General features: G+C 54.5%; 18 protein-coding genes. 5 read left to right on the top strand and 13 right to left on the bottom strand.

Features of this window, described 5'->3' with window-relative positions; genetic code table 11:
* Window positions 1–165: 165 nt before the first annotated feature.
* On the bottom strand, window positions 166–609 hold the full coding sequence (locus GF617_RS17200) for an Lrp/AsnC family transcriptional regulator (protein WP_181619692.1): 444 nt from the start codon (window positions 607–609) through the stop codon (window positions 166–168).
* A gap of 107 nt (window positions 610–716) precedes the next feature.
* On the opposite strand from GF617_RS17200, the gene GF617_RS17195 reads away from it, so the two are divergent.
* Window positions 717–1,616, top strand: coding sequence for a DMT family transporter (locus GF617_RS17195; protein ID WP_181623770.1), 900 nt, complete (start codon window positions 717–719; stop codon window positions 1,614–1,616).
* Here GF617_RS17195 and narI read toward each other — a convergent pair.
* The 4 genes from narI to GF617_RS17175 are packed head-to-tail and all read right to left on the bottom strand — an operon-like array spanning window position 1,613 to window position 8,272.
* A complete protein-coding gene (gene narI / locus GF617_RS17190) occupies window positions 1,613–2,290 on the bottom strand; it encodes a respiratory nitrate reductase subunit gamma (protein ID WP_181619693.1) in 678 nt (225 codons plus the stop codon). The genes GF617_RS17195 and narI overlap by 4 nt on opposite strands.
* Window positions 2,290–3,000, bottom strand: coding sequence for a nitrate reductase molybdenum cofactor assembly chaperone (narJ, locus tag GF617_RS17185; protein ID WP_181619694.1), 711 nt, complete (start codon window positions 2,998–3,000; stop codon window positions 2,290–2,292). The genes narI and narJ overlap by 1 nt, the downstream gene beginning before the upstream one ends.
* Window positions 2,997–4,532, bottom strand: coding sequence for a nitrate reductase subunit beta (gene narH / locus GF617_RS17180; RefSeq protein ID WP_181619695.1), 1,536 nt, complete (start codon window positions 4,530–4,532; stop codon window positions 2,997–2,999). The genes narJ and narH overlap by 4 nt, the downstream gene beginning before the upstream one ends.
* Window positions 4,529–8,272: a nitrate reductase subunit alpha gene (locus tag GF617_RS17175; protein WP_203452150.1), complete on the bottom strand. Its 3,744-nt coding sequence runs from the start codon at window positions 8,270–8,272 to the stop codon at window positions 4,529–4,531. Before GF617_RS17175 ends, narH begins: the two co-directional genes overlap by 4 nt.
* A gap of 352 nt (window positions 8,273–8,624) precedes the next feature.
* On the opposite strand from GF617_RS17175, the gene GF617_RS17170 reads away from it, so the two are divergent.
* Window positions 8,625–9,302, top strand: a complete 678-nt coding sequence (locus GF617_RS17170; RefSeq protein WP_181619697.1) for a patatin-like phospholipase family protein — start codon at window positions 8,625–8,627, stop codon at window positions 9,300–9,302.
* On the top strand, window positions 9,217–9,867 hold the full coding sequence (locus tag GF617_RS17165) for a hypothetical protein (protein ID WP_203452149.1): 651 nt from the start codon (window positions 9,217–9,219) through the stop codon (window positions 9,865–9,867). Before GF617_RS17170 ends, GF617_RS17165 begins: the two co-directional genes overlap by 86 nt.
* Before the next feature lie 45 nt (window positions 9,868–9,912).
* Here GF617_RS17165 and GF617_RS17160 read toward each other — a convergent pair whose 3' ends face one another.
* The gene (locus GF617_RS17160; protein WP_181619699.1) at window positions 9,913–11,310 is read right to left on the bottom strand and encodes a NarK family nitrate/nitrite MFS transporter; all 1,398 of its coding nucleotides are present in this window, start codon (window positions 11,308–11,310) and stop codon (window positions 9,913–9,915) included.
* A 309-nt stretch (window positions 11,311–11,619) separates the two neighbouring features.
* Here GF617_RS17160 and narX point away from each other — a divergent pair, with 309 nt between their 5' ends.
* Entirely contained in the window at window positions 11,620–13,416 is a 1,797-nt protein-coding gene (narX, locus tag GF617_RS17155) for a nitrate/nitrite two-component system sensor histidine kinase NarX (protein WP_203452148.1), read from the top strand.
* A complete protein-coding gene (gene narL, locus GF617_RS17150; RefSeq protein WP_203452147.1) occupies window positions 13,409–14,059 on the top strand; it encodes a two-component system response regulator NarL in 651 nt (216 codons plus the stop codon). The genes narX and narL overlap by 8 nt, the downstream gene beginning before the upstream one ends.
* 2 nt (window positions 14,060–14,061) lie before the next feature.
* On the opposite strand, the gene GF617_RS17145 is transcribed toward narL, so the two are convergent.
* From GF617_RS17145 to nasR, 7 genes are all read right to left on the bottom strand, one after another.
* The gene (locus GF617_RS17145; protein ID WP_203452146.1) at window positions 14,062–15,468 is read right to left on the bottom strand and encodes a YchO/YchP family invasin; all 1,407 of its coding nucleotides are present in this window, start codon (window positions 15,466–15,468) and stop codon (window positions 14,062–14,064) included.
* 134 nt (window positions 15,469–15,602) lie between these two features.
* Entirely contained in the window at window positions 15,603–18,101 is a 2,499-nt protein-coding gene (locus GF617_RS17140; RefSeq protein ID WP_203452145.1) for a nitrate reductase, read from the bottom strand.
* Window positions 18,098–22,081: a nitrite reductase large subunit NirB gene (nirB, locus tag GF617_RS17135; protein WP_203452144.1), complete on the bottom strand. Its 3,984-nt coding sequence runs from the start codon at window positions 22,079–22,081 to the stop codon at window positions 18,098–18,100. Before nirB ends, GF617_RS17140 begins: the two co-directional genes overlap by 4 nt.
* Before the next feature lie 13 nt (window positions 22,082–22,094).
* Window positions 22,095–22,883 carry an ABC transporter ATP-binding protein gene (locus tag GF617_RS17130; protein WP_181619705.1) on the bottom strand — a complete coding sequence of 263 codons (789 nt, stop codon included), beginning with the start codon at window positions 22,881–22,883 and terminating at the stop codon, window positions 22,095–22,097.
* A gap of 9 nt (window positions 22,884–22,892) precedes the next feature.
* A complete protein-coding gene (gene ntrB, locus GF617_RS17125) occupies window positions 22,893–23,774 on the bottom strand; it encodes a nitrate ABC transporter permease (protein WP_181619706.1) in 882 nt (293 codons plus the stop codon).
* A gap of 2 nt (window positions 23,775–23,776) precedes the next feature.
* Window positions 23,777–25,024, bottom strand: a complete 1,248-nt coding sequence (locus tag GF617_RS17120) for a CmpA/NrtA family ABC transporter substrate-binding protein (protein WP_181619707.1) — start codon at window positions 25,022–25,024, stop codon at window positions 23,777–23,779.
* A gap of 228 nt (window positions 25,025–25,252) precedes the next feature.
* The gene (gene nasR, locus GF617_RS17115) at window positions 25,253–26,437 is read right to left on the bottom strand and encodes a nitrate regulatory protein NasR (protein WP_203452143.1); all 1,185 of its coding nucleotides are present in this window, start codon (window positions 26,435–26,437) and stop codon (window positions 25,253–25,255) included.

The following is a 26,437-nucleotide window of genomic DNA, read 5'->3' as shown; positions in this document are numbered from 1 at the left end:
ATCCTTCCCCCACCACCATCACTTCTAAATCGCTCTATATCAATTCATTGCACTGTGTCCCATGTTTCCCCAATGCAGGGAAGGATGAGAAGCTTCGACATTCGTCTCTCTTTTCCCATCAAGGCCCGGCAATATTCCATACAAACCCAACAGTACAACAAGCGGTTACATCGGCGGCAACCTGCGCTTTACGGGTGAACTCTTCACAATCGACGTATTGCATTGCGCATGCTCTGCCAGCCCATCCAGCAACATATCAAGCTGCTCAATTGAACGAACAACCAACCTGATTACAAAGCAATCCTCTCCAGTCACTTTGTCACTTTCAATACACTCAGGCATCGCCTGAATATATCTATCTACTTTATGTAATAGTCCAGGCAACGGCCGCACACGCACCAACGCCTGCAAGGTATAGCCCAGTGCCGTAAGGTTAACTTGCGCGCTATAACCTTGTATCACGCCCCGCTCTTCCAGTCTTTTCAGGCGTTCCGCTGTACTGGGTGAAGTCAGACCAACCCGGCTGCTTAACACTTTCAGCGACATACGGGCATCCTCTACCAGGCAGGCCAGAATCTGTCGATCGATGTCATCAAGAAGGTAATCCATTGCATTCACCTAATATATAAAAGTAAAAGACGGATACTACCTTACATCACCTCTGTAAAAACAAATGGGCATTTTCGACAATAGAAGCATTATTCAGGAGGTGTATGATGCGTGATATTCAGAAAGGCGTCTGGCAAATGAGCCTGGCGATGCTTATTTCCGGTTCGATAGGGGCTTTTGTTTTACTCTCCGGTTTACCGGTCACAGAAGTGGTGTTCTGGCGCTGCTTAATCGGCGCAGTTGCGCTGTTTCTTTTTATCCGGTTCAGTAAATCCCCCTTTAGCCCCATAACAACAGTCACCCTGGGTCTCGCCACTCTTGGTGGCGTGGCATTGGTCGTTAACTGGTTACTACTGTTTGCCGCCTATGGGCAGATCTCTATTGGGCTATCTACCGTGGTCTATAACACGCAGCCGTTTATGCTGGTACTGATGGGTGTATTGATGGGAGAACGCGTCAGTCTGGTAAAATGGAGCTGGTTATTCCTCGCCTTCGGCGGTGTTATCATCCTGCTCTCCAGTGAACTGACGGGTAAATATGACGATGGTTTGCTGGCAGGTATCAGTCTGGCGTTGGGAGCCGCGTTCTTTTATGCGCTAACCGCGATGATCACGCGTAAATTAAAAACTATCGCCCCTCAGCATATCGCTTTTATTCAGGTTCTGACGGGGGTAGTAATACTTTTGCCGATGGCGCATCTGCCCGTATTTACCCGAGACTTCCCCTGGTCGATCTTATTAACGTTAGGCATTGTGCACACCGGCATAATGTATCAACTGCTCTATAGCGCCATTCAGAAACTCCCTACGCCTGTTATCGGTTCGCTGTCGTTTATCTATCCGCTGGTCGCCATTATTGTCGATAACCTCGTATTCGGTCATACCCTTACCGCGCCTCAGTTGGCGGGCGGCGTGCTTATTTTGGTTGCAGCGGCGGGTAACAATCTGGGCTGGGGTGAAAAAAAACCCCGCGAAGGCGGGGTTAGGATAAAACCTGGCGTGAATTAACGACGCGCACGCACAATCTGATATTTGCGCGTCAGGTACTCAACCGGCGCGCTCCAGATGTGCACCAGGCGAGAGAATGGGAACAGCAGAAACAGTGTCATCCCCAGCACCAGGTGGATACGGAAGATGAAGGCAACACCATCCAGATGTGCTGATGCACCGCCGTGGAAAGTCACGACAGACTGCGCCCAGCCAACCAGTTTCATCATTTCGCTGCCATCCATATGTTGTGCAGAGAACGGAATCGTCAGCAGGCCCAGGGCGCATTGCACCATTAACAGGGACAGGATCAGAATATCGGCCCCCGTTGTTGTGGCTCGCACACGCGGGCTAAAAAGACGGCGTTTCAGCAGCAGTAAACCGCCCACCAGACACATCACGCCACTCGCGCCCCCCGCAAACATCGCCATCTTCTGCTTCACTTCAATCGGCAGGAAGGATTCGTACATCCAGTGCGGCGTCAGCATACCGAGGAAGTGACCGGCAAAAATACCCAGGATCCCGATATGAAACAGGTTAGAAGCCAGATTCATCCCTTTACGGTCCAGCATCTGGCTGGAGCCCGCACGCCAGGTATACTGGCCGTAATCGTAACGCAGCCAGCTACCAATCAGGAATACCGACCCCGCAATGTACGGATAGATATCAAAGAAGAACATATTCAGGAAGTGCATTATTGCTGTCCTCCGTTGGAGATATTCAAATATTGCGGAGCCACTGCACCGGCAAAGCGACGCTGGTGAGCGGAGATTTCAGACTCACCGCAGTTCTGGTCTGCGAAGAATTTCACCTGCTCTTCTTCCCAGACAGCATCCAGCGCCTGGGGCGTATCATCCCGGGCTTCATCGGCAATTTTTTCCGCCACTTTACTGCTGTCGATTGCGGAATCCGCCAGCTTCACCAGCAGGTCAAAGAGCGCCGCATAGCGACTCTCACGCTGTTGCAGACGCGCGCTAAGCAGCGCCAGAATCGGTGCAATATCCTGCAAACCACCAAGTGCTTCTTCTTTTGGTAACTGCGCCAGATACTCCAGATAAAGCGGCAGATGATCCGGCAGCTCACGGCTGTCGAGCTGCAACCCGTGCGCTTCATACTGCGCCAGCAGGTCGACCATCGCCTGTCCACGGTCGCGGGATTCGCCATGAACATGTTCGAACAGCAGCAGCGATGTTGCACGGCCACGGTCAAACAATTGGCTATAGTCAGACTGTGCATCCAGAAGATCCTGCGCGAGCAAATCGCGCAGGAAAACGCCCAGTCGCTGGGCATCCTCTTTATCCAGGTTTTCAGACGACGCGAGTGCATCGAAGAGTTCCTGCTGATGCTGCCAGAGGGCAGCATCCGGGTACTCGAGCAGACGCGAAACAATGACGAGTTCAATCATTGGTGCGGCTCCGTTTTGCTGGTGACGTCCATCGCATCAATACGACGGCTGTTGAACAGGTTGAATTTAGTATCTGAACCGTGACAACCATCACCGAAGGTAAAGCCACAGCCGCTTTTCTCCGGGAAGGCTTCGCGCGCTAATTCACGGTGACTGCTCGGTACAACGAAACGATCTTCGTAGTTAGCAATGGCCAGGTAACGATACATTTCCTGTGCCTGCGCTTCAGTCAACCCCACCTCTTCCAGTGCTCGTGTGTCGATCACGCCCTCAACGGTTTCTGCACGTTTAAAGTGGCGCATCGCCAGCATACGTTTCAGCGCCAGCAGTACCGGCTGTGTATCACCTGCGGTCAGCAGGTTCGCCAGGTACTGAACCGGAATACGCAGGCTTTCCACATCGGGCAGAATACCGTTACTGCCCAGTTCACCCGCATCAGCTGCGGACTGAATCGGTGACAGAGGCGGCACATACCAAACCATCGGCAACGTGCGATATTCAGGGTGCAGCGGCAGCGCCAGCTTCCAGTCCATCGCCATTTTGTACACCGGTGATTGCTGCGCCGCGTCAATAACACTCTGCGGCACGCCGTCTTTCAGCGCCTGTTCAATGATTTTTGGATCGTTCGGATCGAGGAACACATCCAGTTGGCGCTGATAGAGATCTTTCTCATGTTCAGTGCTTGCCGCATTCTCGATGGCATCCGCGTCATACAGCAATACGCCAAGATAACGAATACGGCCTACGCAGCTTTCAGAGCACACGGTTGGCATACCGGCTTCAATGCGTGGATAACAGAAGATGCACTTCTCGGATTTCCCGCTCTTCCAGTTAAAGTAGATTTTTTTGTACGGACAGCCCGTAATACACATCCGCCAGCCACGGCACTTGTCCTGGTCGATCAACACGATGCCATCTTCTTCACGCTTGTAAATCGCGCCGCTTGGGCAAGTCGCGACACAGGCCGGGTTCAGGCAGTGCTCACACAGACGTGGCAAATACATCATGAAGGTGTTTTCGAACTGACCGTACATTGCCTTCTGCATGTTTTCGAAGTTCTTGTCTTTCGACAATTTTTCGAACTCCCCCCCCAGGTCGTCTTCCCAGTTTGGTCCTTTTTCAATCTTCGCCATACGCTGGCCGGTGATCAGCGAGCGCGGACGTGCGATAGGCTGATGCTTGCTCTCTGGCGCGCTATGCAGGTTCTGATAGTCGAAATCAAACGGCTCGTAGTAATCATCGATGCCCGGTAAATGCGGGTTAGCGAAGATTTTACCCAGCAGCAATGCACGGTTACCCATACGCGGCTGGATTTTGCCATTGATCTTGCGGATCCAGCCGCCCTTCCATTTCTCCTGGTCTTCCCAGTTGGTCGGGAAACCCGTACCAGGTTTGGTTTCAACGTTGTTAAACCACGCGTATTCCGCCCCTTCACGGCTGGTCCAGACGTTTTTACAGGTGACTGAGCAGGTATGACAGCCGATGCATTTATCCAGATTCAGCACCATGCCGACTTGTGAACGAATTTTCATTTTACGCTCTCCTGTACCTGGTCATTACCTTCGCCATCTAACCAGTTAATATTCTTCATCTTACGCACGACCACGAACTCATCGCGGTTGGAGCCGACCGTACCGTAGTAGTTAAAGCCATACGCCAACTGGGCATAACCGCCAATCATGTGGGTAGGTTTCGGTGTAATACGGGTGACGGAGTTATGAATACCGCCGCGCTGTTCGGTGATCTCTGAACCCGGCAGGTTAACGATGCGTTCCTGCGCGTGATACATCATGGTCATCCCGGCCGGAACACGCTGGCTGACAACGGCACGGGCAGTCAGTGCACCATTGCTGTTGAACACTTCAATCCAGTCGTTATCCACGATATCCAGCTCTTTCGCGTCGGCTTCGCTCATCCACACAATCGGACCACCACGACCCAGCGTCAGCATCAGCAGGTTGTCGCTGTAGGTAGAGTGGATCCCCCATTTCTGGTGCGGTGTCAGGAAGTTGAGCGCTTTTTCCGGGTTGCCGTTAGATTTTTCGCCCATCACTTCTTTCACCGAGCGGGTATCAATCGGTGGACGGTAAACCAGCAGGCTCTCACCGAAATCACGCATCCACGGGTGATCCTGATACAGCGACTGACGGCCCGTCAGGGTACGCCATGGGATCAGCTCGTGAACGTTGGTGTAACCGGCGTTATAAGAAACATGCTCATCTTCAAGTCCTGACCAGGTCGGGCTGGAGATGATTTTGCGCGGTTGCGCCTGAATATCGCGGAAACGAATTTTTTCGTCTTCTTTATTCAGCGCCAGATGCGTATGGTCGCGCCCCGTAAACTCACTCAATGCAGCCCAGGCTTTCACCGCCACCTGACCGTTGGTTTCCGGCGCCAGCGTCAGAATCATCTCTGCCGCATCAATCGCCGTATTCAGCATCGGCTGACCTTTGGCTGGCCCCTCGGCTTTGGTGTAATTGAGCTTACGCAGCAGGTCCATTTCGCTCTGGGTATTCCAGGCAATACCTTTACCGCCGTTACCGATTTTCTCCATCAACGGGCCGATAGAGGTAAAGCGCTCATAGGTCGCCGGATAGTCACGTTCCACCGGAATAATGTGCGGTGCAGTTTTTCCTGGGATCAGGTCACATTCACCTTTTTTCCAGTCCTTCACATCCAGTGGTTGCGCCAGTTCAGCCGCAGAGTCATGCTGAATGGGTAGCGTCACCACATCGGTTTCAACGCCCAGATGCCTGACACACACTTCAGAGAATTTCTTCGCGATACCTTTGTAGATATCCCAGTCACTTTTGGATTCCCATGCAGGGTCAACCGCAGCAGACAAGGGATGAATAAACGGATGCATATCCGAGGTATTCATGTCGTCTTTTTCGTACCAGGTGGCAGTCGGCAGCACGATGTCGGAATACAGACAGGTGCTGGAAAGACGGAAGTCCAGGGTGACAACCAGATCCAGCTTGCCGTCGAGACCATTGTCCTTCCATTCCACCTCTTCCGGCTTCACGCCACCTTGTTTACCCAGATCTTTTCCCTGAATACCGTGTTCCGTACCCAGCAGGTACTTCAGCATGTACTCGTGACCTTTACCGGAAGAGCCCAGCAGATTAGAGCGCCAGATGAACAAGTTGCGTGGGTGGTTTTTCCCGTTTTCAGGCTGTTCCGCCGCGAAGCGAATCGACCCCTCTTTCAGGGATTTGACGGTGTAATCTACCGGGTTCATTCCGGCTTTCTTCGCCGCTTCGGCAATGCGCAGCGGGTTTGTTCCCAGTTGTGGCGCAGACGGCAGCCAGCCCATACGTTCAGCACGTACGTTGAAGTCAATCAGATGCCCACTGTAGCGGGATTTGTCCGCCATCGGTGACAGCAGCTCTTGCGCGGTGACGGTTTCGTAACGCCACTGGCTGGAGTGGTTATAGAAGTAAGAGGTACTGTTCATGTGACGTGCCGGGCGCTGCCAGTCGAGGCCAAACGCCAGTGGCTGCCAGCCCGTTTGCGGGCGCAGTTTTTCCTGCCCCACGTAGTGCGCCCAACCGCCACCACTTTGGCCGACACAACCGCAGAAGACCAGCATGTTGATCAGACCACGGTAGTTCATATCAAGGTGATACCAGTGGTTCAGACCTGCACCGACGATGATCATCGAACGGCCGTGCGTCTTGTCGGCATTTTCCGCAAACTCACGGGCGATACGGGTGATATTTGCGCGCGGCACACCGGTAATTTTCTCTGCCCAGGCCGGGGTATAGGCTTTGATGTCATCGTAGCTGGTGGCGCAGTTTTCATCGTTCAGACCGCGTTCCAGGCCGTAGTTTGCCATGGTGAGGTCGTAAACAGTGGTTACCAGCGCGGTCGACCCGTCCGCCAGTTGCAGGCGCTTCACCGGCAGTTTGTGCATCAGGACGTTTTGCAGTTGGACCTTATTGAAGTGCTCAGTGCCATCGCCCCCGAAGAACGGGAAGCCCACTTCAGCAATCTCATCCTGGCTGCCCAGCATGCTGAGACGCAGTTCCGTCTCTTCTCCGGACGTACCATCACGTTGCTCAAGATTCCACTTGCCCTTTTCACCCCAACGGAAACCAATAGAACCGTTCGGTGCAACCATGTCACCCCTGGTGTTACAGGCAACGGTTTTCCATTCCGGGTTATTTTCCTGGCCGAGAGCATCCACCAGATCGGCGGCACGCAGCATACGCCCCGCCGCATAGTAGCCGTCTCGCTCTTCCAGCATGACCAGCATAGGCATGTCGGTGTAGCGACGCACATAATCTGTGAAGTACTGGCTTGGTTTATCCAGATGGAATTCGCGCAGCATAACGTGGCCCATCGCCAGCGCCATTGCCGCATCGGTTCCCTGTTTCGGGGCTAACCACAGGTCGCACAGTTTTGCGATTTCGGCATAGTCTGGCGTGACGGCAACGGTTTTGGTCCCTTTGTAACGCACTTCGGTGAAGAAGTGGGCGTCCGGGGTACGGGTCTGCGGAACGTTAGAACCCCATGCAATGATGTAGCTGGAATTGTACCAGTCAGCAGATTCAGGAACGTCGGTCTGCTCACCCCAGGTCTGAGGAGACGCAGGCGGTAAGTCGCAGTACCAGTCGTAGAAACTCAGGCACGTCCCCCCGATGAGAGAAAGATAACGTGCGCCAGAGGCGTAAGAGACCATCGACATTGCCGGGATCGGCGAGAACCCGGCCACGCGATCCGGCCCGTACGTTTTCACGGTATAGACGTTAGAGGCCGCAATCAGCTCATTCACTTCCTGCCAGGAAGATCGGACAAAACCACCCCGACCACGCGCTTGCTTAAAGCTTTTCGCTTTGTCGGCATCTTCAATGATGGAAGCCCAGGCATCGACCGGATCGCTGTGCTGCACTTTCGCTTCACGCCACATCTTCATCAGACGTTTGCGCATCAGTGGATATTTCAGACGGTTTGCACTGTACAGATACCAGGAATAGCTCGCACCACGCGGACAACCACGCGGTTCATGGTTTGGCATATCCGGGCGTGTGCGCGGATAATCGGTCTGCTGCATTTCCCATGTCACCAGACCATTTTTAACGAAAATCTTCCAGCTACATGAACCGGTGCAGTTTACACCGTGGGTAGAACGCACGACTTTGTCATGCTGCCAACGTTGACGGTATCCATCCTCCCAGTCCCGGTTGGTCTCCAGAACCTGACCGTGCCCATCGGCAAAGGTTTCGCCCTTCTGCTTGAAGTAGCGAAACCGGTCCAGAAATTTGCTCATCGGGTATCTCCTGTGTGGAGCCTGTGGCTCTCTAAATCGACATTGCTGATTTGCAGCGAAGGTAACGCTATGAAAGATGGCGATAATTGATAACGATCAAGGGCAACCGGGATGCTTCAGGCAGGAAAAACGCAAAATACCACCAAAGAAGTAGGATTTTTTATTTTTTAACAATTTGTTTTTTATGGTTTTTTTATAAAATCAACACCGCAAAGGGTAAAACCACACAATGATTAGTTATTAAGTGGTAGGCGTTTGTTTGTCCGTAAGAACCGCGTATGAGTCTCATTTTTTTATTATTCGTCTAGAGTCTGTTTATCTCACCCTGTTCCCGACGCGTAAGGGCATAAAAATGAGTGATCCAGAAGCGCAGACTGACCCGAATGAACACGATGAAATAAACGCCATCAACGCCCGACGAGCGGATTTAGATCTCCCTCAAAGCACAGGTACTGACACAATTGGATTAGCGTTATCCGGCGGAGGGATCCGCAGTGCCGTATTTAACCTCGGTTTGATTCGCGCACTGGCAAAAAAGGAACTTCTGCGAAAGTTTGATTATCTTTCGACCGTGTCGGGTGGGGGATATGTCGGGGCAATGCTGGGACGTTTATATCAGGCATTAGATCCGCTTCTCAGTACTTTCAGCGGTAAACTTGATCATATTAAAAAGGTGACCAACCCGTTACCGGGTGACGATATTACTTTTGGAAAATACCAGCCCCATTTATTTCAGGGACCGATCCACCTTATGACCTGCTGTATTAATCAGACCGTTGATGACCGTAGCCGCAACTATGATGCCGACCGCAAAGGCATCGCTTTAACCGTTAGCGCGTTTGGGGCGGAAACCGGTACGCAAAGGCCTTCCCTATCAAAACCGGTCGCAGGGTCCCACACTTTCGCACTGGGTCGCTATTTCGGGGGCAGCAGCGGCAACCGGTATGGGGTCACGCACCTCTCCGGGGCTGGCGTTTCTGCTTTTCCTGATTGGTGGCAGGCTGGGGTATTGGTCGCCCAACCTGGTTAAATCCCCGGCCCCAAAAGATCCGCTTGCCGCACTGTTCGCTGAAATGTTTGCCCGTTTCCCTGGGAAAAATAGCCAGTACTGGTATCTCTCTGATGGCGGTCATTTTGAAAATACAGCCGTTTATCCGCTCTTAAAGCGCCGGGTAAAAACCATCGTGGTTGCTGACTGTGGCGCGGACCCGGAATTTATCTTCGACGATCTGGACAACCTGGTGCGCAAGGCGCGAATTGATTACGGGATTTCGATACTGTTTTCCCCGGCCATCACAGGCAGACGGACATCGGTAGCGCAGTTGAAAAAAGGGGAAACAGACTTGCCTCTCATTGAAGCCAGAATTCACTCCCCCAAAACAGCAACGGAGAAGGCCAGGCCCGGCAAACTGATTATCGTTAAACCGCATCGCCTGGCGAATATGGGGCTTGATACAACCTGTTATGCAAGCCACCCCCCGGATTTCCCTCAGCAAACGACGGGCGATCAATTCTTCGATGAGGAGCAGTGGGAAGCATACCACCAGCCAGGTCTTCAGGCCGGTAAGGCGATAACAAAAGAGATGCTGCCATAGCAAAAAAAAGCGCGGCCCTAAGGCCGCGCAAACGGATAATCAAACTTACTTGTTTTTCTTGGAATTACGTCCGTATACCAGCCACGTGATCACCACACAGGCGATATAGAATACGAGGAATATTTTCATCGCACCTGCCGGAGAACCCGTCAGGTCGAGCGAGATGCCAAAGGCCTTAGGAATAAAGAACCCGCCGATAGCCCCAATCGCAGAGATAAAGCCCAGCGCCGCTGCGGTATCAGTTGCAGCCTCGCGCATTGCCTGCTCTTCTGTGCCGCCCTGCGCTTTTACCCGGTCCATCGTGAGCTTGCGGAAGATCAGGGAGATCATCTGGAAGGTAGACGCGCTCCCCAGTCCGGCCGTCAGGAACAGCACCATAAACACCGCGAAGAACGCCACAAAGTTTCCGCCCTGCCCGTTCGTCGGCAGCGTCAGGAACAGCAGCGCGCAGAAGATAGCCATGACCACAAAGTTCACCAGCGTGACACGCGTTCCGCCCAGTCGGTCAGAAATCATGCCGCCAGTGGAACGCGCCAGTGCGCCAATGAACGGACCGAAGAACGCGTAATGCAGGATCTGCACTTCCGGGAACTGGGTCTTCGACAGCATCGCAAAGCCCGCAGAGAATCCGATAAATGAACCAAACGTCGCGAGGTATAACAACGCCATCACCCACAGATGTCCACGCTTCAGGACTGGCAGTTGCTCGCTCAGCGACGCTTTTGACGCCGACAGGTCATTCATAAAGAACCAGGAGGCAAGCGTCAGTACGATCAGGAACGGAACCCAAATCCAGGCCGCATTTTGCAGGTACAGCCAGGAGCCATCAGGCTGTGCGACACCGGTTCCGCCAAATACGGCAAAAATAGAAACGGAGATAGCCAACGGGGCAATCAACTGCATGACGCTGACGCCCATGTTCCCCAGACCGCCGTTAATACCCAGCGCGCCACCTTGCTTCGCTTTCGGGAAGAAGAAGCTGATATTCGCCATGCTGGAGGCAAAGTTTGCCCCCGCAAAGCCACACAGCAGGGAAATAATCACAAACACGCTAAAGGGTGTCGAGGTGTCCTGCACCGCAAAACCCAGCCATACGCACGGGATAATCATGATCCCGGTGCTGAAAGCCGTCCAGCGACGCCCCCCAAACAGGGGAACCATAAAGGCATAGGGCACACGCAGCAACGCACCGGACAATGCCGGTAAGGCGGTCAACATAAACAGCTGATCGGTGGTAAACGTAAAGCCCACTTTCGGCAGGTTTACTGCCACTGCACTAAACAACATCCATACACAAAATGCCAACATCAGGCACGGAACTGAAATCCACAGATTACGACTTGCTACACGATGACCGCGCTGTTGCCAGAACGCCGGATCTTCCGGACGCCATTCGGTAATGACAGCACCGTCTTCCCTTTCGGGAGCGGATGAGTGACTCATAGACACCTCTGATTCTTGAATGATGCTGCAAACATTAGGGTTTTAGGGCAGAGGTAAGTTGATATAAATCAAAGGAAAAGGTGGAGGATCCGCGGTCAAAAAAAGATCATTACTCTTAGTGGGTAGGGTTTTTCGGCAAAAAAGGTGTGGTTTTTCACGGTGCTGAGGCGTCAGCATCTCCCCCTTCCACAACCCCGTACCTCTTTGGCAATTTAGAGGTAATCCTTTATTGGTATGGGTATACTCCAGGGTATGCACGAGAATAGCGCCATTCCTGCAAGCAGGCCACGTCAGGAGCCCGGCAACCCTATGTTAAAAAGATGTTTATCTCCGCTGACGCTAGTCAACCAGTTAGCGTTAATCGTTTTGCTCTCCACCGCCATCGGTGTGGCAGGCATGGCTATTTCCGGTCGGCTGGTCCAGGGCGTACAGGGTAGCGCACATGCCATTAACGAGGCAGGCTCACTACGCATGCAGAGTTATCGTCTGCTCGCCGCCATTCCGCTCACCGCAGAAGATCAACCCCTTCTGGATGAAATGGAGCGAACCGCGTTCAGTTCTGAGCTGGCCTTTGCCGCCAACCGTGACGGGCTGCAGGCGCAGCTAAAAGCCTTACAGGAATACTGGCACAGCCAGCTTGAACCCGGCCTGCGTCAGGCAAAATCACCGGACACAGTCGCGACCGACGTTGCCCGTTTTGTGGCGCGCATCGATGACCTTGTCTCCTCGTTTGACCATACCACTGAGATGCGTATCGAGCAGGTTGTTTTGTTGCATCGGGCCATGGCCATCTTCATGGGGCTGCTGTTGGTTTTCACCATCATCTGGCTACGCAAGCGCTTGCTCAATCCGTGGAAACAACTGTTGGCGGTAGCCCGCGCTGTCACCCATCGAGACTTCACAAAACGTGCTCGCATCAGCGGTCGTAACGAAATGGCCATGCTCGGCCAGGCGCTGAATGACATGTCTGCTGAGCTGGCTGAGAGCTACGCCGTACTGGAACAACGTGTACAGGAAAAAACCGCCGGTCTGGAGCAGAAAAACGAAATCCTCTCTTTCCTGTGGCAAGCTAATCGTCGGCTGCACATGCAGGTTCCTCTCTGTGAGCGCCTCTCCCCGGTATTGAATGGTTTGCAAAATCTGACGCTCCTGCACGACCTGGAATTGCGTGTCTATGACGTTGAAGATGAGGAAAATCATCAGGAATTCACCTGTCAGTCGGATATGTCATGCGACGACAAAGGCTGCCATCTTTGCCCTCGCGGTTTACCACCGATGAACAACAGCGGCACAACGCTTAAATGGCGCCTGACAGACAGCCATACACAATACGGCATTCTTCTGGCGACGCTGCCTAATGGCCGTCATCTGAGCCACGATCAACAACAGCTGGTCGATACGCTGGTTGAACAACTGACGGCCACGCTGGCTCTCGATCGTCACCAGGAAAAACAACAACAGCTGATCGTGATGGAAGAACGCGCCACCATCGCCCGCGAACTCCATGATTCCATCGCTCAGTCCCTCTCCTGTATGAAAATGCAGATCAGCTGTCTGCAAATGCAGGACGACGGTATGCCGGACAGCAGCAAGCAATTGCTGAGCCAGATCCGCAACGAACTCAACACCTCGTGGGTACAGCTTCGCGAATTACTGACTACCTTCCGTTTGCAGCTGACTGAACCGGGTTTGCGTCCCGCTCTCGAAGCCAGCTGCCGTGAATTTAGCGCCCGACTGGGGTTCCCGGTGAAGCTCGATTATCAGCTTCCGCCGCGTTTTGTTCCTTCCCATCAGGCCATTCATTTACTGCAAATTGCCCGTGAAGCGCTGAGTAACGCACTCAAACACGCCGATGCAACCGCAGTAACCGTAACTGTCAGTCATCACGCTAACCAGGTGAAACTTACGGTTCAGGACAACGGCTGCGGCGTGCCGGAAAATGCCGAGAGAAGTAACCACTATGGTTTAATTATCATGCGAGACCGCGCACAAAGCCTGCGCGGTGATTGCCAGGTTCGCCGGGGAGAGTCTGGTGGCACTGAAGTAGTGGTCACCTTTATTCCCGAAAAGCCTCAAATAACTGCTCAAGGAGAAAACCATGACTAATCAGGAACCGGCAACCATCCTGTTGATCGACGACCATCCAATGCTGCGCACGGGTGTCAAACAGCTTGTCAGCATGGCGCAGGATATCACCGTTGTGGGCGAAGCCAGCAACGGCGAACAGGGTATTGAACTTGCCGAATCACTCGATCCTGATTTGATCTTGCTCGATCTCAATATGCCCGGCATGAACGGACTCGAAACGCTCGATAAACTGCGGGAAAAATCGCTATCAGGCCGCGTGGTGGTCTTCAGCGTTTCCAACCATGAAGAAGACGTGGTGACGGCGCTAAAACGCGGGGCTGACGGCTATCTGCTGAAAGATATGGAGCCAGAAGATCTGCTTAAGGCGCTGCAACAAGCTGCGGCAGGCGAAATGGTGCGGAGTGAAGCGTTAACGCCCGTGCTGGCTGCGAGTTTGCGCGCCAACCGTGCCACGTCTGACCGCGACGTCAGCCAGTTAACCCCGCGTGAACGCGATATCCTGAAGCTGATTGCGCAGGGTCTGCCGAACAAAATGATCGCCCGTCGCCTGGATATCACCGAAAGTACGGTCAAAGTCCATGTGAAGCATATGTTGAAGAAAATGAAGTTGAAATCACGGGTTGAAGCCGCGGTGTGGGTTCATCAGGAACGTATTTTTTAATCTCATTCTTCCGGCAGCAGCTTCCACCGAGGATCGTCGTTGGGCAACGCGATCAACGGTGGCACAACCGTTAGCGTGATCTCATTGGAAGAGACACGCTGCCCGTCTTCATCTTCGACCACGACAGACAACCGCCAGCGATTACTTGCTCCTTCTTGCCCATCCCAGGCAGGCATAATCACGCTCCAGCCTTCTTCGCTGCTCTGTTTTGCGGGCGATGTCAGGCTCAGGGCCTGCGTGTCTCCCTGCCAGTGTAATTGGCGGATACCGTGTGTACTGCGGACCTGTAATTTCAGTATTACCGTTTCCCCCCCTTTGAGATCCCAGGGCGGCGTCGCCAGATAAACTGACAACGTTTTACGCTGACGGAACTCCATCACGGGGAGGTTATCCCGTTCAGGAGAGTCATACCGACTTCCCCGTAACGAGCGTGTGATCGCCACTTCGCTCGCGGAAAGCTGTTTCTCAAGCGGAACGCCGAAACGATAGTTGAGCTTCATGCCCAGATTATTCTGGCTTACGCCGCTTTCCCCTTGCTTATGCGCCGCTGAGAACGTTAGCAGCGGTACTGGCGTGTAGTTGAGTCCAAGGTTCACCGCCATCGGATTGTGATAACCCGTCCCGCTGTTAAACAGATCCACACTATCGCCAAAATACTGCTCGAAGCTGACGCTGGTATTCAGGTGATGAAACCAGGGCAGCCAGGCTTTTGCGGTAAGATCGTATCCGCGCGCCATGCGTTGCTCCTGCACATCGGAACGGTTTCGCCAACTGACAAATGGCTGATAGTAATTTGCCGATAAACGTAAGTTTTCGCCCCAGGCCTCTGCCCCCAACCCTGCCCGCTGGAGATTTTCATCAAGCAGGTTGTCATAAAAAGTGTTGTAGCCCAGTAACCATTTCCCGGCCAGCCAGCGTTGTCCAATGCCCGCATTGCTTACCAGACCGTCGGTTTGCTGGGTAAGCCCCAACTGACTCCAGCTCAGATAGCGGTTATTGTCTTGCCAGGGCACAAACCAACGGCCACTGCTGCCTGTGAATTCGCCATTCTCATCCACCAGCAAGTCGACACTGGCATTGCCCCATGGCGAGAGCCAGGATTCAATCTGCTGGTTCACCTCACCGCTGAGCGCATCCCGCACCTGACCAAAAGCAAACTGACGCGCCTGCTCACCGGTGGTGAGGCCATTATCGACCATGCTGGCTTCACCAAACGCTTTAGCCACTTCTGCGAGATGTTTTTCACCGTCGGCTGTAGGCTTTGCCAGCCCCAGGTCAGGTAAACCATCGCCATCGTTATCAAATGGATTTTGCGCCTGTTGCACAAAGGAATTCGGCGTGCCGAAAACAGGCCCGGCCGAGACAAGGAAGAGTAAACACAGCGGGCGAATGCGGGAAGAAACAACCATCAACGTCTGGAAAAGGAACCTGTATTTTGAAATATACCTTTTACTACCTTAGCGTGTTCAGGAAGTAATTGCAGCCTTAACAGAAATTTCAGGAAAAACCTGAACTCTGAAAAGCGACTCGCCCCCAAAGACATTTACCCCCTTGCGCTTATCAATGCCTTCAGCTCAGGAACACAAGAGCCACAATTAGTCCCGCACCGCAGTTTCGCCCCCAATGCCGCAGCGGAATCACACCCTTCGGCGATCGCCTCATTGATTGCCCTTTCGCCAATGCTAAAACAGCTACAGATAATACGCCCCTGCCCAACCTGCTCACCCGGACGTTGTCCGTTCAGTAATGCATGGCGCGCGGCAAGTTCCGCAGGCGCAGTATGAAAGGCCTCTTCAACAAAAGTATGGGCCAACTCCGGCAATGTGTTGTCTTCCCAGTACCCCAGCATCAATTCTCCGTTGTGCCAGGCCAGAACACTGTTACGATCGCCGCTGTGGGCAAGCTGAAGTTGCCACTCCTGGACACGGCAGTGTGCCATGATGTCTTCCAGCAGAGATTTATCTCCTGCCACCGTTAAATGCTGCACACCCTGCGCCGCTTTACGCCACCAGCAAGCCGAAGGTGGCACTTCAGGCAGGTCCCGCGCGTAAAGCTCCCCCTGCCAGCCAGGTTGCCAGGGCATGATCCGGATGGCGGTTTGTTTACTCTCCGGCTGGCCAGAGAGCGGATCGCAGCGCCCTTCCACCAGCACATTGACTTTACCCTGGCGAGCGAACTGATTGTTCCAGTGCATGGGCACAAATAATTCCCCCTCCCGCTGGCCCTGGAGTATTCGCACTCTGGCGACCATCACCCCACGTGGGGAACTAAGCCGAGCCAGTTGCCCGTCCATCAGCATAAAACGACGCGCATCGCCGGGCGAGATCTCGACCAGAGGTTCGTCGATATGCTGCATCAGTCTGGCAACATAGCCTGTGCGGGTCATGGTATGCCACTGATCGCGGACACGACCGGTGTTGAGTAACAGTGGATAGAGGGCATCAACCCTGGCACTGTGCTTCTGCGGCTCCACCGGCACAATTTTTCGATACGGCATATCCCCCGTCGGCCACTGATACGGTGTCAGGTTATCCCACTGTTCGCGGGTCAGCGAGGCAAGTTCGCGGAGGTTAAACGCCCGTGATCCGTCATTTTCAAATGCCGAAAGTGCCGCATGCTCACAAAAAATTTCCTGCGGGTGCGTCCATGCAAACGCCTCGCCGTATCCCAGTGCTTTTGCCACCTGTGCGATGATCCACCAGTCGGGTTTTGCCTCCCCTGGTGCAGGTAAAAATGCACGCTGGCGCGAGATACGGCGCTCAGAGTTCGTCACTGTGCCGTTTTTCTCGCCCCAGCCCAGTGCCGGAAAGCGAATATGAGCAAAGCGGCTGGTATCCGTTTCGCTCATCACTTCCGAAACAACCACCAGGGGACATGCCGCCAGCGCCTGACAAACTGCGTGGCTGTCAGGAAGGGACACGGCGGGATTCGTCCCCATAATCCATACAGCCTTAACCTCGCCACGGGCAATCGCATCAAAGAGTTCCACTGCCATTAACCCTGGCGTCTGCGCCAGCCGCTCCGTCCCCCAGAAACGGGCCACTCGCGCAAGATCGTCCGGTTCAAACCCCATATGGGCCGCAAGCTGGTTCGCCAGCCCGCCAACTTCGCGTCCCCCCATCGCATTTGGCTGCCCGGTTAGCGAAAAAGGCCCACAGCCCTGCCGGGCAATTTTCCCACTGGCCAGATGCACATTGATAATGGCATTGCACTTGTCACTGCCGCTGGTGGACTGATTGATCCCCATGGTATAGAGCGTTATCGCGCGCGGAGCGGTGATAAACCAGTCGTAAAATGTCCCCACCTCGCCGACCGACAGGCCACAAAAATCCGCCACGCGGTCAATGCTCCAGGTCGTATCGCCCTGAATGGCATTTAGCAAACCAACAAACAGCCCGGCATCACTGCCCGGCATCAGTGCCAGATGGAGATCCGCGATATCACAGGTCGCCGTTTTTCGCGGGTCAATCACCACCACTTTCATATCGGGATTGTCCTGACGCGCCTTTACCAGACGCTGAAACAGAACCGGATGCGTCCAGGCGGCATTCGAACCCACCAGCACCACCAGATCGCTGTTTTCCACATCGTCATAGCTGCACGGAACAATGTCTTCGCCAAACGCCCGCTTATAACCTGTCACCGCCGATGACATACAGAGCCGCGAGTTAGTGTCGATGTTGGCTGCGCCGATAAATCCCTTCATCAGCTTATTTGCCGCGTAATAGTCCTCGGTTAATAGCTGCCCGGAAGCATAAAACGCCACCGCCTGCGGTCCCCACCTCTCAATGATCGCCTGCAATCGCTCCCCGGCAACACTCAGCGCCCGGGACCAGGTAACATCGTGGTCATCCACCCTCGGGCGCAGAAGTCGGCCCTGCAAACCGGTTGTTTCACCCAATGCCGAGCCTTTAACGCAGAGCCTTCCGTAGTTAGCCGGATGCGTTTCATCTCCCCGCACGCTGACGTTTCCGTTCTCTCGTCTTACAACCACTCCGCAGCCAACACCACAATAAGGACACGTTGTACGCGTTTCATTCATGATGCCTCCGCCCGCATGACCAGTTCTTCATTGCCAACCCAGACTTTGCCGTTTTCAATTTTCACCGGCCAGGCGCGAACGGCAGGTTCACCATTTTCGAACTGACGTCCGTCACGCAGACGAATGCGCTGCTTATACAACGGAGAGATCACAACTGGCTCACCGCCCGCATCCCCCAGGATACCGCGCGAAAGAACATTTGCGCTGCTGCCCGGCTCCTGGTCGTCAAGGGCATAAACCGCTTTACCAAAACGGAACAGCGCGATGTGTTTACGTCCCAGCCGTGCGCCAATCCCCGCCTGTTCAGGGATTTCGTCGATGGCGCAAATCTCCTGCCAGCGTTTGTCATCCGTCTGCGTGCTGTTGACCTCAGAACGGAACAACGCCAGACGATCAGGATCGTTCAGGGTCGTCTGCCACTCACATTGATAGGTCTCGACAACCCGTGCCATTTCCTGCTCCAGCTCGTGAGCAATACCCAGGCTGTCATCAAGGATCACCTCGCGCAGATAATCGAGCCCACCTTCCAAGTTGTCCATCCAGGTACTGGTACGTTGCAGGCGATCGGCGGTACGGATATAGAACATCAGGAAGCGATCGACAGTACGCAGCAGCGTTGCCTCGTCCAGATCGCTGGCAAAGAGATCGGCATGTCGAGGTTTCATCCCCCCGTTTCCGCATAAATAGAGGTTCCAGCCTTTATCGGTTGCAATGACCCCGACATCTTTACTCTGCGCTTCTGCGCATTCGCGGGTACACCCGGAGACAGCCATTTTGATTTTGTGCGGCGCGCGCAATCCTTTATAACGATGCTCCAGCGTGACGGCGAGTCCGGTGGAGTTCTGCACGCCATACCGACACCACGTGGAGCCAACGCAGGACTTCACCGTGCGCAGTGACTTACCGTAGGCGTGTCCGGTTTCGAATCCCGCTTCCACCAGCGCCTGCCAGATCTCCGGCAGTTGCTCAAGGGTTGCACCAAACAGATCGATACGCTGCCCCCCGGTGATTTTGCTGTACAGTTGATAACGTTTGGCAATCTGACCGATGGCAATCAGCCCGTCGGCGGTAACTTCACCTGCGGGCATACGCGGCACAATGGAATAGGTTCCATCTTTCTGGATGTTAGCGAAATAGCGATCGTTTGTGTCCTGTAACGGCAGGAGTGCCGGTTTCAGTAAATATTCGTTCCAGCAGGAGGCCAGTACCGACCCCACCAGCGGCTTACAAATCTCACATCCGTGTCCCTTTCCGTAGCGGCTGATAAGCTGGTCAAAGGTATGAATGTGATTAACACGCACCAGGTGATAAATTTCCTGCCGTGAATACGGGAAGTGTTCGCAGATATCCTTTTTCACTTCCACACCCTGTTCCGCTAGCTGGTATTCCATCACCTGTTTGACCAGCGCGCTACACCCCCCGCAGCCGGTCGCGGCTCTGGTGCACTGTTTAATCGCGCCCATATCCGTAGCACCGGTACTCACCGCCTGGCAGATATCACCTTTGCTGACATTATGGCAGGAACAGATCTGCGCACTTTCCGGCAGGGCTGCCACTCCAGGCGCTTTTGGCGCATTGCCTGCCACGGCGGGTAAAATCAGCGTTTCAGGCTCTTTGGGCAGGCTAATACCATTCAGCATCATCTGTAACAGCGTGGCATATTCACCCGCATCCCCCACCAGCACCCCACCCAGCAACGTTTTACTGTCGTGGCTAACCACAATCTTTTTGTAGATTTGCTGCGGCCCGTGTGTCCATTGGTAACTTAATGCCCCTGGTGTGCGGCCATGTGCATCACCAAATGAGGCAACATCCACACCCAGTAGCTTCAGTTTGGTGCTCATATCCGCCCCGGCAAACATCTTATCGTCTCCCGCCAGTTGTGCTGCCGCGACACGCGCCATCTGGTATCCGGGAGCGACCAGACCGTAAACTTTGCCTTCCCAGAGCGCACACTCCCCGATGGCAAACACATTCTTATCAGAGGTCCGGCAGTGCGCATCAATGCAGATCCCGCCGCGCTCGCCAACGGCCAGTCCACCACTACGCGCCAGCGCATCCTGCGGGCGGATCCCGGCGGAAAAGACCACCATATCGGTATCGAGTTGTTCGCCGTCGGCAAAACGTAGCGCCAGCCCTGTATCTGTAGCAGCAATCTCCGTAGTGGCTTTACTGGTGTGAACCCCCACACCCAGCGCCTCTATCTTTTTACGCAGCATCGCCGCGCCATCATTGTCGAGCTGGACCGCCATCAGGTTCGGCGCAAATTCCACAACATGCGTTTCCAGACCCAGCTGTTTCAGTGCGTTTGCGGCTTCAAGCCCCAGTAACCCGCCACCAATCACCACGCCGCGCCGGGCATTCTCTGCGTGCGCCGCAATGTGATCCAAATCGTCGAGAGTGCGGTAAACAAAACACCCTGCCAGTTCACGCCCAGGAACAGGAGGAACAAAGGGATAAGAACCGGTTGCCAGCACCAGCTTATCCCAGTGGGTTTCGTGTCCACTGGCTGTACGCACGACATGCGCGTCACGATCTATAGCCACTACCTGTTGCGACAAACGGAGTTCAATACCGTTGTCTGCAAAGAAATCGCCCTGCACCAGAGAGAGCGAATCAGCACTACGTCCGCCAAAATATTCTGAAAGATGAACACGGTCATAGGCGGCATAGCGCTCTTCACCGAAGACAATAATCTGGTATTGCTGATGCAAATTGCGGTTCACGCAATCTTCGAGGAAATGATGGCTGACCATACCGTGTCCAACCACCACCAGAGTAGGTTTTGTCATAGCGTTCTGTCCTGCAACCTGTGGTTGCGTAGTGAAACGATCGAAAAGCCAGTCCACATGTGCGGGAACAGGCGTTGCCAGTAAATCGGTGAACGTCGCGGCACTGCGGCAATCCCCCATCAACTGCACACCCGCCAGCATGCCGTGGCGGATCAATAATCGACGATAGTGGCGGGTTAACGGATCCCATGAATGCCAGACCGCATCGCCTGGCTGCACCGATACGCCCCCAGCGCTGAACAGCTCAATACCCGTCACCTTGAGGCGCATCCCGCTGTCGCCAGGCATAAATGCCGTGGGCACATCGCCAGCCAGCCGGGCGGCCAGGTTGTCGGCCTGCACCAGACAAGGAGCGACCAGGCCAAATGTCTGGCCATCAATCTCGCAGCACTCACCGATGGCACTGATATGTGGCAATGAGGTTTGCATCAAGTGGTTCACCACGATGCCTTTGGCACACTGCAATCCGCAGTCCTTCGCCAGATGGATGTTGGGCACAACACCGGTTGCCAGCACCACGCGCGTCGCGTCAACCCGGCGACCATTGATAAGCGTGACCGAATCCGTACCAATCTCCGCGATCCCGGATGCCAGTTCGCAACAGATACCGCGTTCAGCCAGAGCCTCTTCCAGCAAGCGTCCTGCCTGCTGATCCAACTGCTGTTCCATCAGCCACGTTCCGCGATGCACCAGCGTGACGTTGTCACAATTTCGCGCCAGTGCAGCGGCGGCCTCAATACCGAGCACGCCCCCACCCAGCACCACAGCCGGACCAGCGATTGCCATAATGGCGTTGGCATCACCCAGCGTGCGAAAAGGGAAAACATGTGAAGACTCACCGCCGGGTATGGGCGGGACAAATGGCACAGACCCCGTCGCAAAGACCAGTTCATCCCACTGCAGTACACGGTTCGCGGTGCGAACCTCACCGCTCGCCACCTCTACGGCAGCCACTTTTTCCCCCCTCAACACCGTGACACCCCGGGCGCGATACCACGCGTCATCGTACAGTTGAATGGCCGCGGCCTGTTTTTCCCCACCCAGCACCGGAGAGAGCTGGATGCGGTTGTACGCATGCTCCGGCTCATCACCAACAACAGTGATAGTGAAGCGACCGGGAGCCTTCTCGCTCAGCGATGTAATCAGTCGCGTAGCTGCCATGCCATTGCCGATAATCACCAGTCGCATTGTGTTCTCCTCGTTACGCCGCTTTGGGCTGTTTTTCATAGAGGAAATGCAGAATTTGCTGGCGCATATGGTGATAGCGGCTGTCGTCAGCCAGTTGCACCCGGTTACGTGGGCGTGGCAGGTCAACATGCAGGATTTCACCGACGGTGGCCGCAGGGCCATTGGTCATCATCATGACCCGGTCCGAAAGCAGTACCGCTTCATCCACATCGTGGGTAATCAGTACGATGGTGGTGTTTAGCGCCTGCTGAATTTGCATCACCGAATCCTGCAAGTGAGCGCGCGTGAGCGCATCCAGAGCACCGAACGGTTCATCCATCAGCAGGACTTTGGGTTTCATCGCCAGCGCACGGGCAATACCGACCCGCTGTTTCATTCCACCGGAGATCTCCCCTGGACGTTTATGCAGCGCATGACCCATCTGCACACGTTCGAGGTTGTGTTCGATCCACTCTTTGCGCTCAGCCTTGCTCATCGTGCGACGAAAGACCTGGTCTACTGCCAGCGCCACGTTATCAAAGCAGGTGAGCCACGGCAGCAGTGAATGGTTCTGAAACACAACCGCGCGTTCCGGGCCGGGTCCGGCAATTTCACGGTTATCACAAATCAGCCCGCCCTCTGTGGGCAACGTGATCCCGGCGATCAAGTTCAGCAGCGTGGATTTGCCACACCCCGAGTGACCAATCAGGCTCACGGTTTCGCCTTCATGAATATCAAAAGAGACATTTTGCAATGCCAGAAACTCGCCGCTGGCAGTGGAAAAACGCTGACTCACCGCTTGTACCTGAATAATCGGTTTCATGTTCACTCCTTATTTTTCCTGCCAGCTAAAACGGCGGGCAATCAGCATCAGCCCCTGCTCCAGCAGCAACCCCACCACGCCAATAATGACGATGGCGATGAGAATATTTTCGACGTTAAGGTTGTTCCACTCGTTCCAGATCCAGAACCCAATACCCAGCCCACCCGTTAGCATTTCGGCCGCGACAATGACCAACCAGGCAATGCCGATAGAGAGGCGAACCCCGGTCAATACCGCAGGCAGCACAGCCGGAAAAAGAATGCGTCGCATGATGGTCCACTCAGAAAGCTGCAACACCCGCGCAACGTTGAGGTAATCCTGTGGAATACGGCGTACACCTTCGGCAGTGTTAATGACCATTGGCCAGATGGAGCAGATAAAAATGGTCCAGCTCGATGCCGGCTCCGCTTTCTGGAACAACAGCAGACCAATAGGCAGCCAGGCCAGTGGACTCACGGGTCTCAGGAGCGCAACCAGCGGTGTAAACATGCGTGAGACAAAGGTAAAGCGACCAATCAGGAAGCCCATCGGGATCCCCACCAACGCTGCCAGGCCAAAGCCCACGGCGACCCGCTGTAAAGAGGCCAGCACGTTCCAGCCGATCCCCATGTCGTTGGGCCCATCGCGATAAAACGGGTCTGCGAACAGGGTAAGTGCAGAGTCAAACGTACTCAGAGGGGTCGGAAAACCTTTGCTGTTAATTGCAGCCAGTTGCCAGCAAACCACCAGCAGTCCAAGCCCCAGAAAACCAGGAATAATGCGCTGAAGCAGGGCATTTAACCGGCGAGCATACGCCGGGGCACGACGACGAACCTGAACAGGCGGAAGCACAATCACCTCGCCGCCTGTCGGTTTTTCTTCAACGGATTGTCTGTTTTGCAGATGCGTCATAATCAGGCCCCTTTACGATGAATGGCGAAGCGGTTTGCGTAGCCTTCCGGATCGAGACCGTTCCACACGGTTCCGTCCATTAAGGTGCTACTGCGCATGGGTGACGATGGCGCACTGATGCCACCTACCGCTGTGGCCGCGTCCTGCCAGACTGATGTCTGGTTAATACGTTGGGCAATAGCGGCATAGTCCGGCTCCGTTTTGAGCAATCCCCAGCGACGGAACTGGGTTAAAAACCACATGCCGTCGGATAACCACGGATAACTGACTGCACCGTCATTGAAGAAGCGGATCGGGTGTGCATCCTGCCAGCGCTGGCCGATGCCGTTGTCGTATTCCCCCAGCATGCGTCCGGTGAGGTACTGCTCTTTAGTGTTAAGCCATGCACGACGAGAGAGGATCTGCGCGGTTTCACGTTTGTTATCCGGGGATGCGTCAATCCATCGTGCAGCGTCCAGAACGGCGCTAACCAGTGCTCGCGCGGTATGCGGGTTTTTCTCGACCCAGTCACGTCGGGTCCCGAGGATCTTTTCCGGATGTTCCGGCCAGATAGATTGCGAGGTAGCGGCTGTAAAACCGATACGGTCGTTGATGGCCCGCGCGTTCCAGGGCTCACCGACACAAAAACCGACCATGTTGCCAATGCGCATATTCATGACCATCTGCGGCGGCGGTACAACCACGGTGCGCACATCATCAAACGGATTGATCCCTGCGCTCGCCAGCCAGTAGTAAAGCCACATGGCATGTGTTCCCGTCGGGAAAGTGTGCGCAAAGGTGTATGTCCCTGGAGCCTGCTGCCCTATCAGCTTTTGCAGCCCGTCGACGTCACGAACCCCCTTTTCTGCCAGATCGCTGGAAAGGGTAATCGCCTGACCGTTATGGTTAAGCGTCATCAGGTTCGCCATCGGTTGTGGCTTACCGGCAATTCCCAGCTCCAGCCCGTACAGCAGGCCGTAAAGTATGTGCGCCGCATCCAGTTCGCCCGCGACCAGTTTGTCGCGTACAGCAGCCCAGCTCGCCTCTTTGGTGGGCACAATGGTGATACCGTATTTTTTATCAAACCCTTTAAGTGCTGCGATAACGACGGGAGCGCAGTCGGTCAGGGGGATAAACCCGATTCGCACGGTCTCTTGCTCCGGCTTATCCGACCCACCCGCCCACGCCGCCTGCATGACACCCGGTAACAGCATCGCGCCACTTGCCAGCATACTGGCCTGCAAAAATCGCCGTCTCGACAAATCCGCCATGACCCACTCCTGAATAAAAAGCAAAAAAAAGCGCCCGACAATGCCGTAGCACTGTTGGACGCCTTTATCCCGAAGACGCATGCACCGCCGTTGGTGCATCGTCAAAAAATGGTAATCAGTTAATGCAAAGTAGATGCCAGGTTTTATGCTCTGTTTTACGGGTGATAACCTGCCTCAGGAGAGATTTACGCACCTCAACCATGCAGTAAATGCCCACTGATTGTGCAACTACTCCTTTGGTATTACCTGCCACAATGTTTTTACGGTAAGCAATGCGTGAGCGATATCCACCATCCGCTGGTTTTTATCCATCGCCATTTTTCGCAAGGCATACCACGCCTGTTCTTCACTCATATTCTGGTGTGCCATCAGCACGCTTTTCGCTTTATCAATGATCTTCCTCTCTTCCAGCGTATCGCGTAGCGATGCAAGTTGGCGGGACAGCAGCTCAATCTCGCGGGCCTGCTGGCGAAGCAGTGGCAACAACGGTTTATCCGGATAGCACGCGAGGGGATCGTCTTGTTCATCATCCACAGGCGTTATCTCATCGTCATTCTGGATGCGCGCATCCACCGCCATCATCAGGTCGGCGATAACGATCTCTTCCAGGGTTCTCAGATGCTCAAGACGCGCGGTTTGTCGCGCAAACCAGTGAAGCGCCGTATGACCATTGTCTGCGCCAGGCTGACGGGTACAGGCAACTCGCCTGAGTTGCTCAGTCTCCAGACACGGCTGACAATTGAGCATAAATGTCTCCCGTACATCTTCGCGGCAGTACGATAAAAAGACATCAAAGCAGGACTGCTGCCCATCAATGCGGTCGACCAGCCTCTGACGAGTATCATCACTGAAAAAACCCTGCGTGAAGCCAATTGCACCCAGCGCGCGCTCTTGCCCTGCCAGCTCTTTGCCCTGCATCAGGCTGTAGAGCGCGACGAATCGCCCCGCAATTTGCGGATCATCAATGCTGTCATTCAGTTGTGGCACGATACTGAGCAGATGACGGAGTATACGGCTGTAGTGCTCCATCGCCTGAGGTGCGGTGATGTTTTGCTCGCTTACGCCATCACGCAGTGCCGAAAGCCCATCCAGACTTTGTATCGCACTCGCAATGCGTTCACACACGGTACTGCCGGGCATGGGGGATTGTTCATCGAGGATACGGTAAAGCGCGGCGAGATTATCATCCGCTAACGCCCGGCTGGCTTTGCATTCCAGGGCATACAACGTTCCCTGGGAACAGAGCCAGACATTTGACGCCCCACGCTCGCACTGTAGCATATGCGCCAGACGGCTGATGCCGTTCACGAGTGAGCCCAGTTGTGCCAGTGTGTTGAGCTGTTGTCGACGCATCTGCTTTGCGCGCTGGAACCATTCAATTGCGCCAGGTGAACGGCCAGCCATTATTGTCAT

Source organism: Lelliottia sp. RWM.1 (assembly GCF_016859735.1).
GTDB lineage: Bacteria > Pseudomonadota > Gammaproteobacteria > Enterobacterales > Enterobacteriaceae > Enterobacter.
The sequence above is the reverse complement of the archived record's forward strand: the minus strand, read 5'-3'. Positions and strand labels throughout refer to the sequence as shown.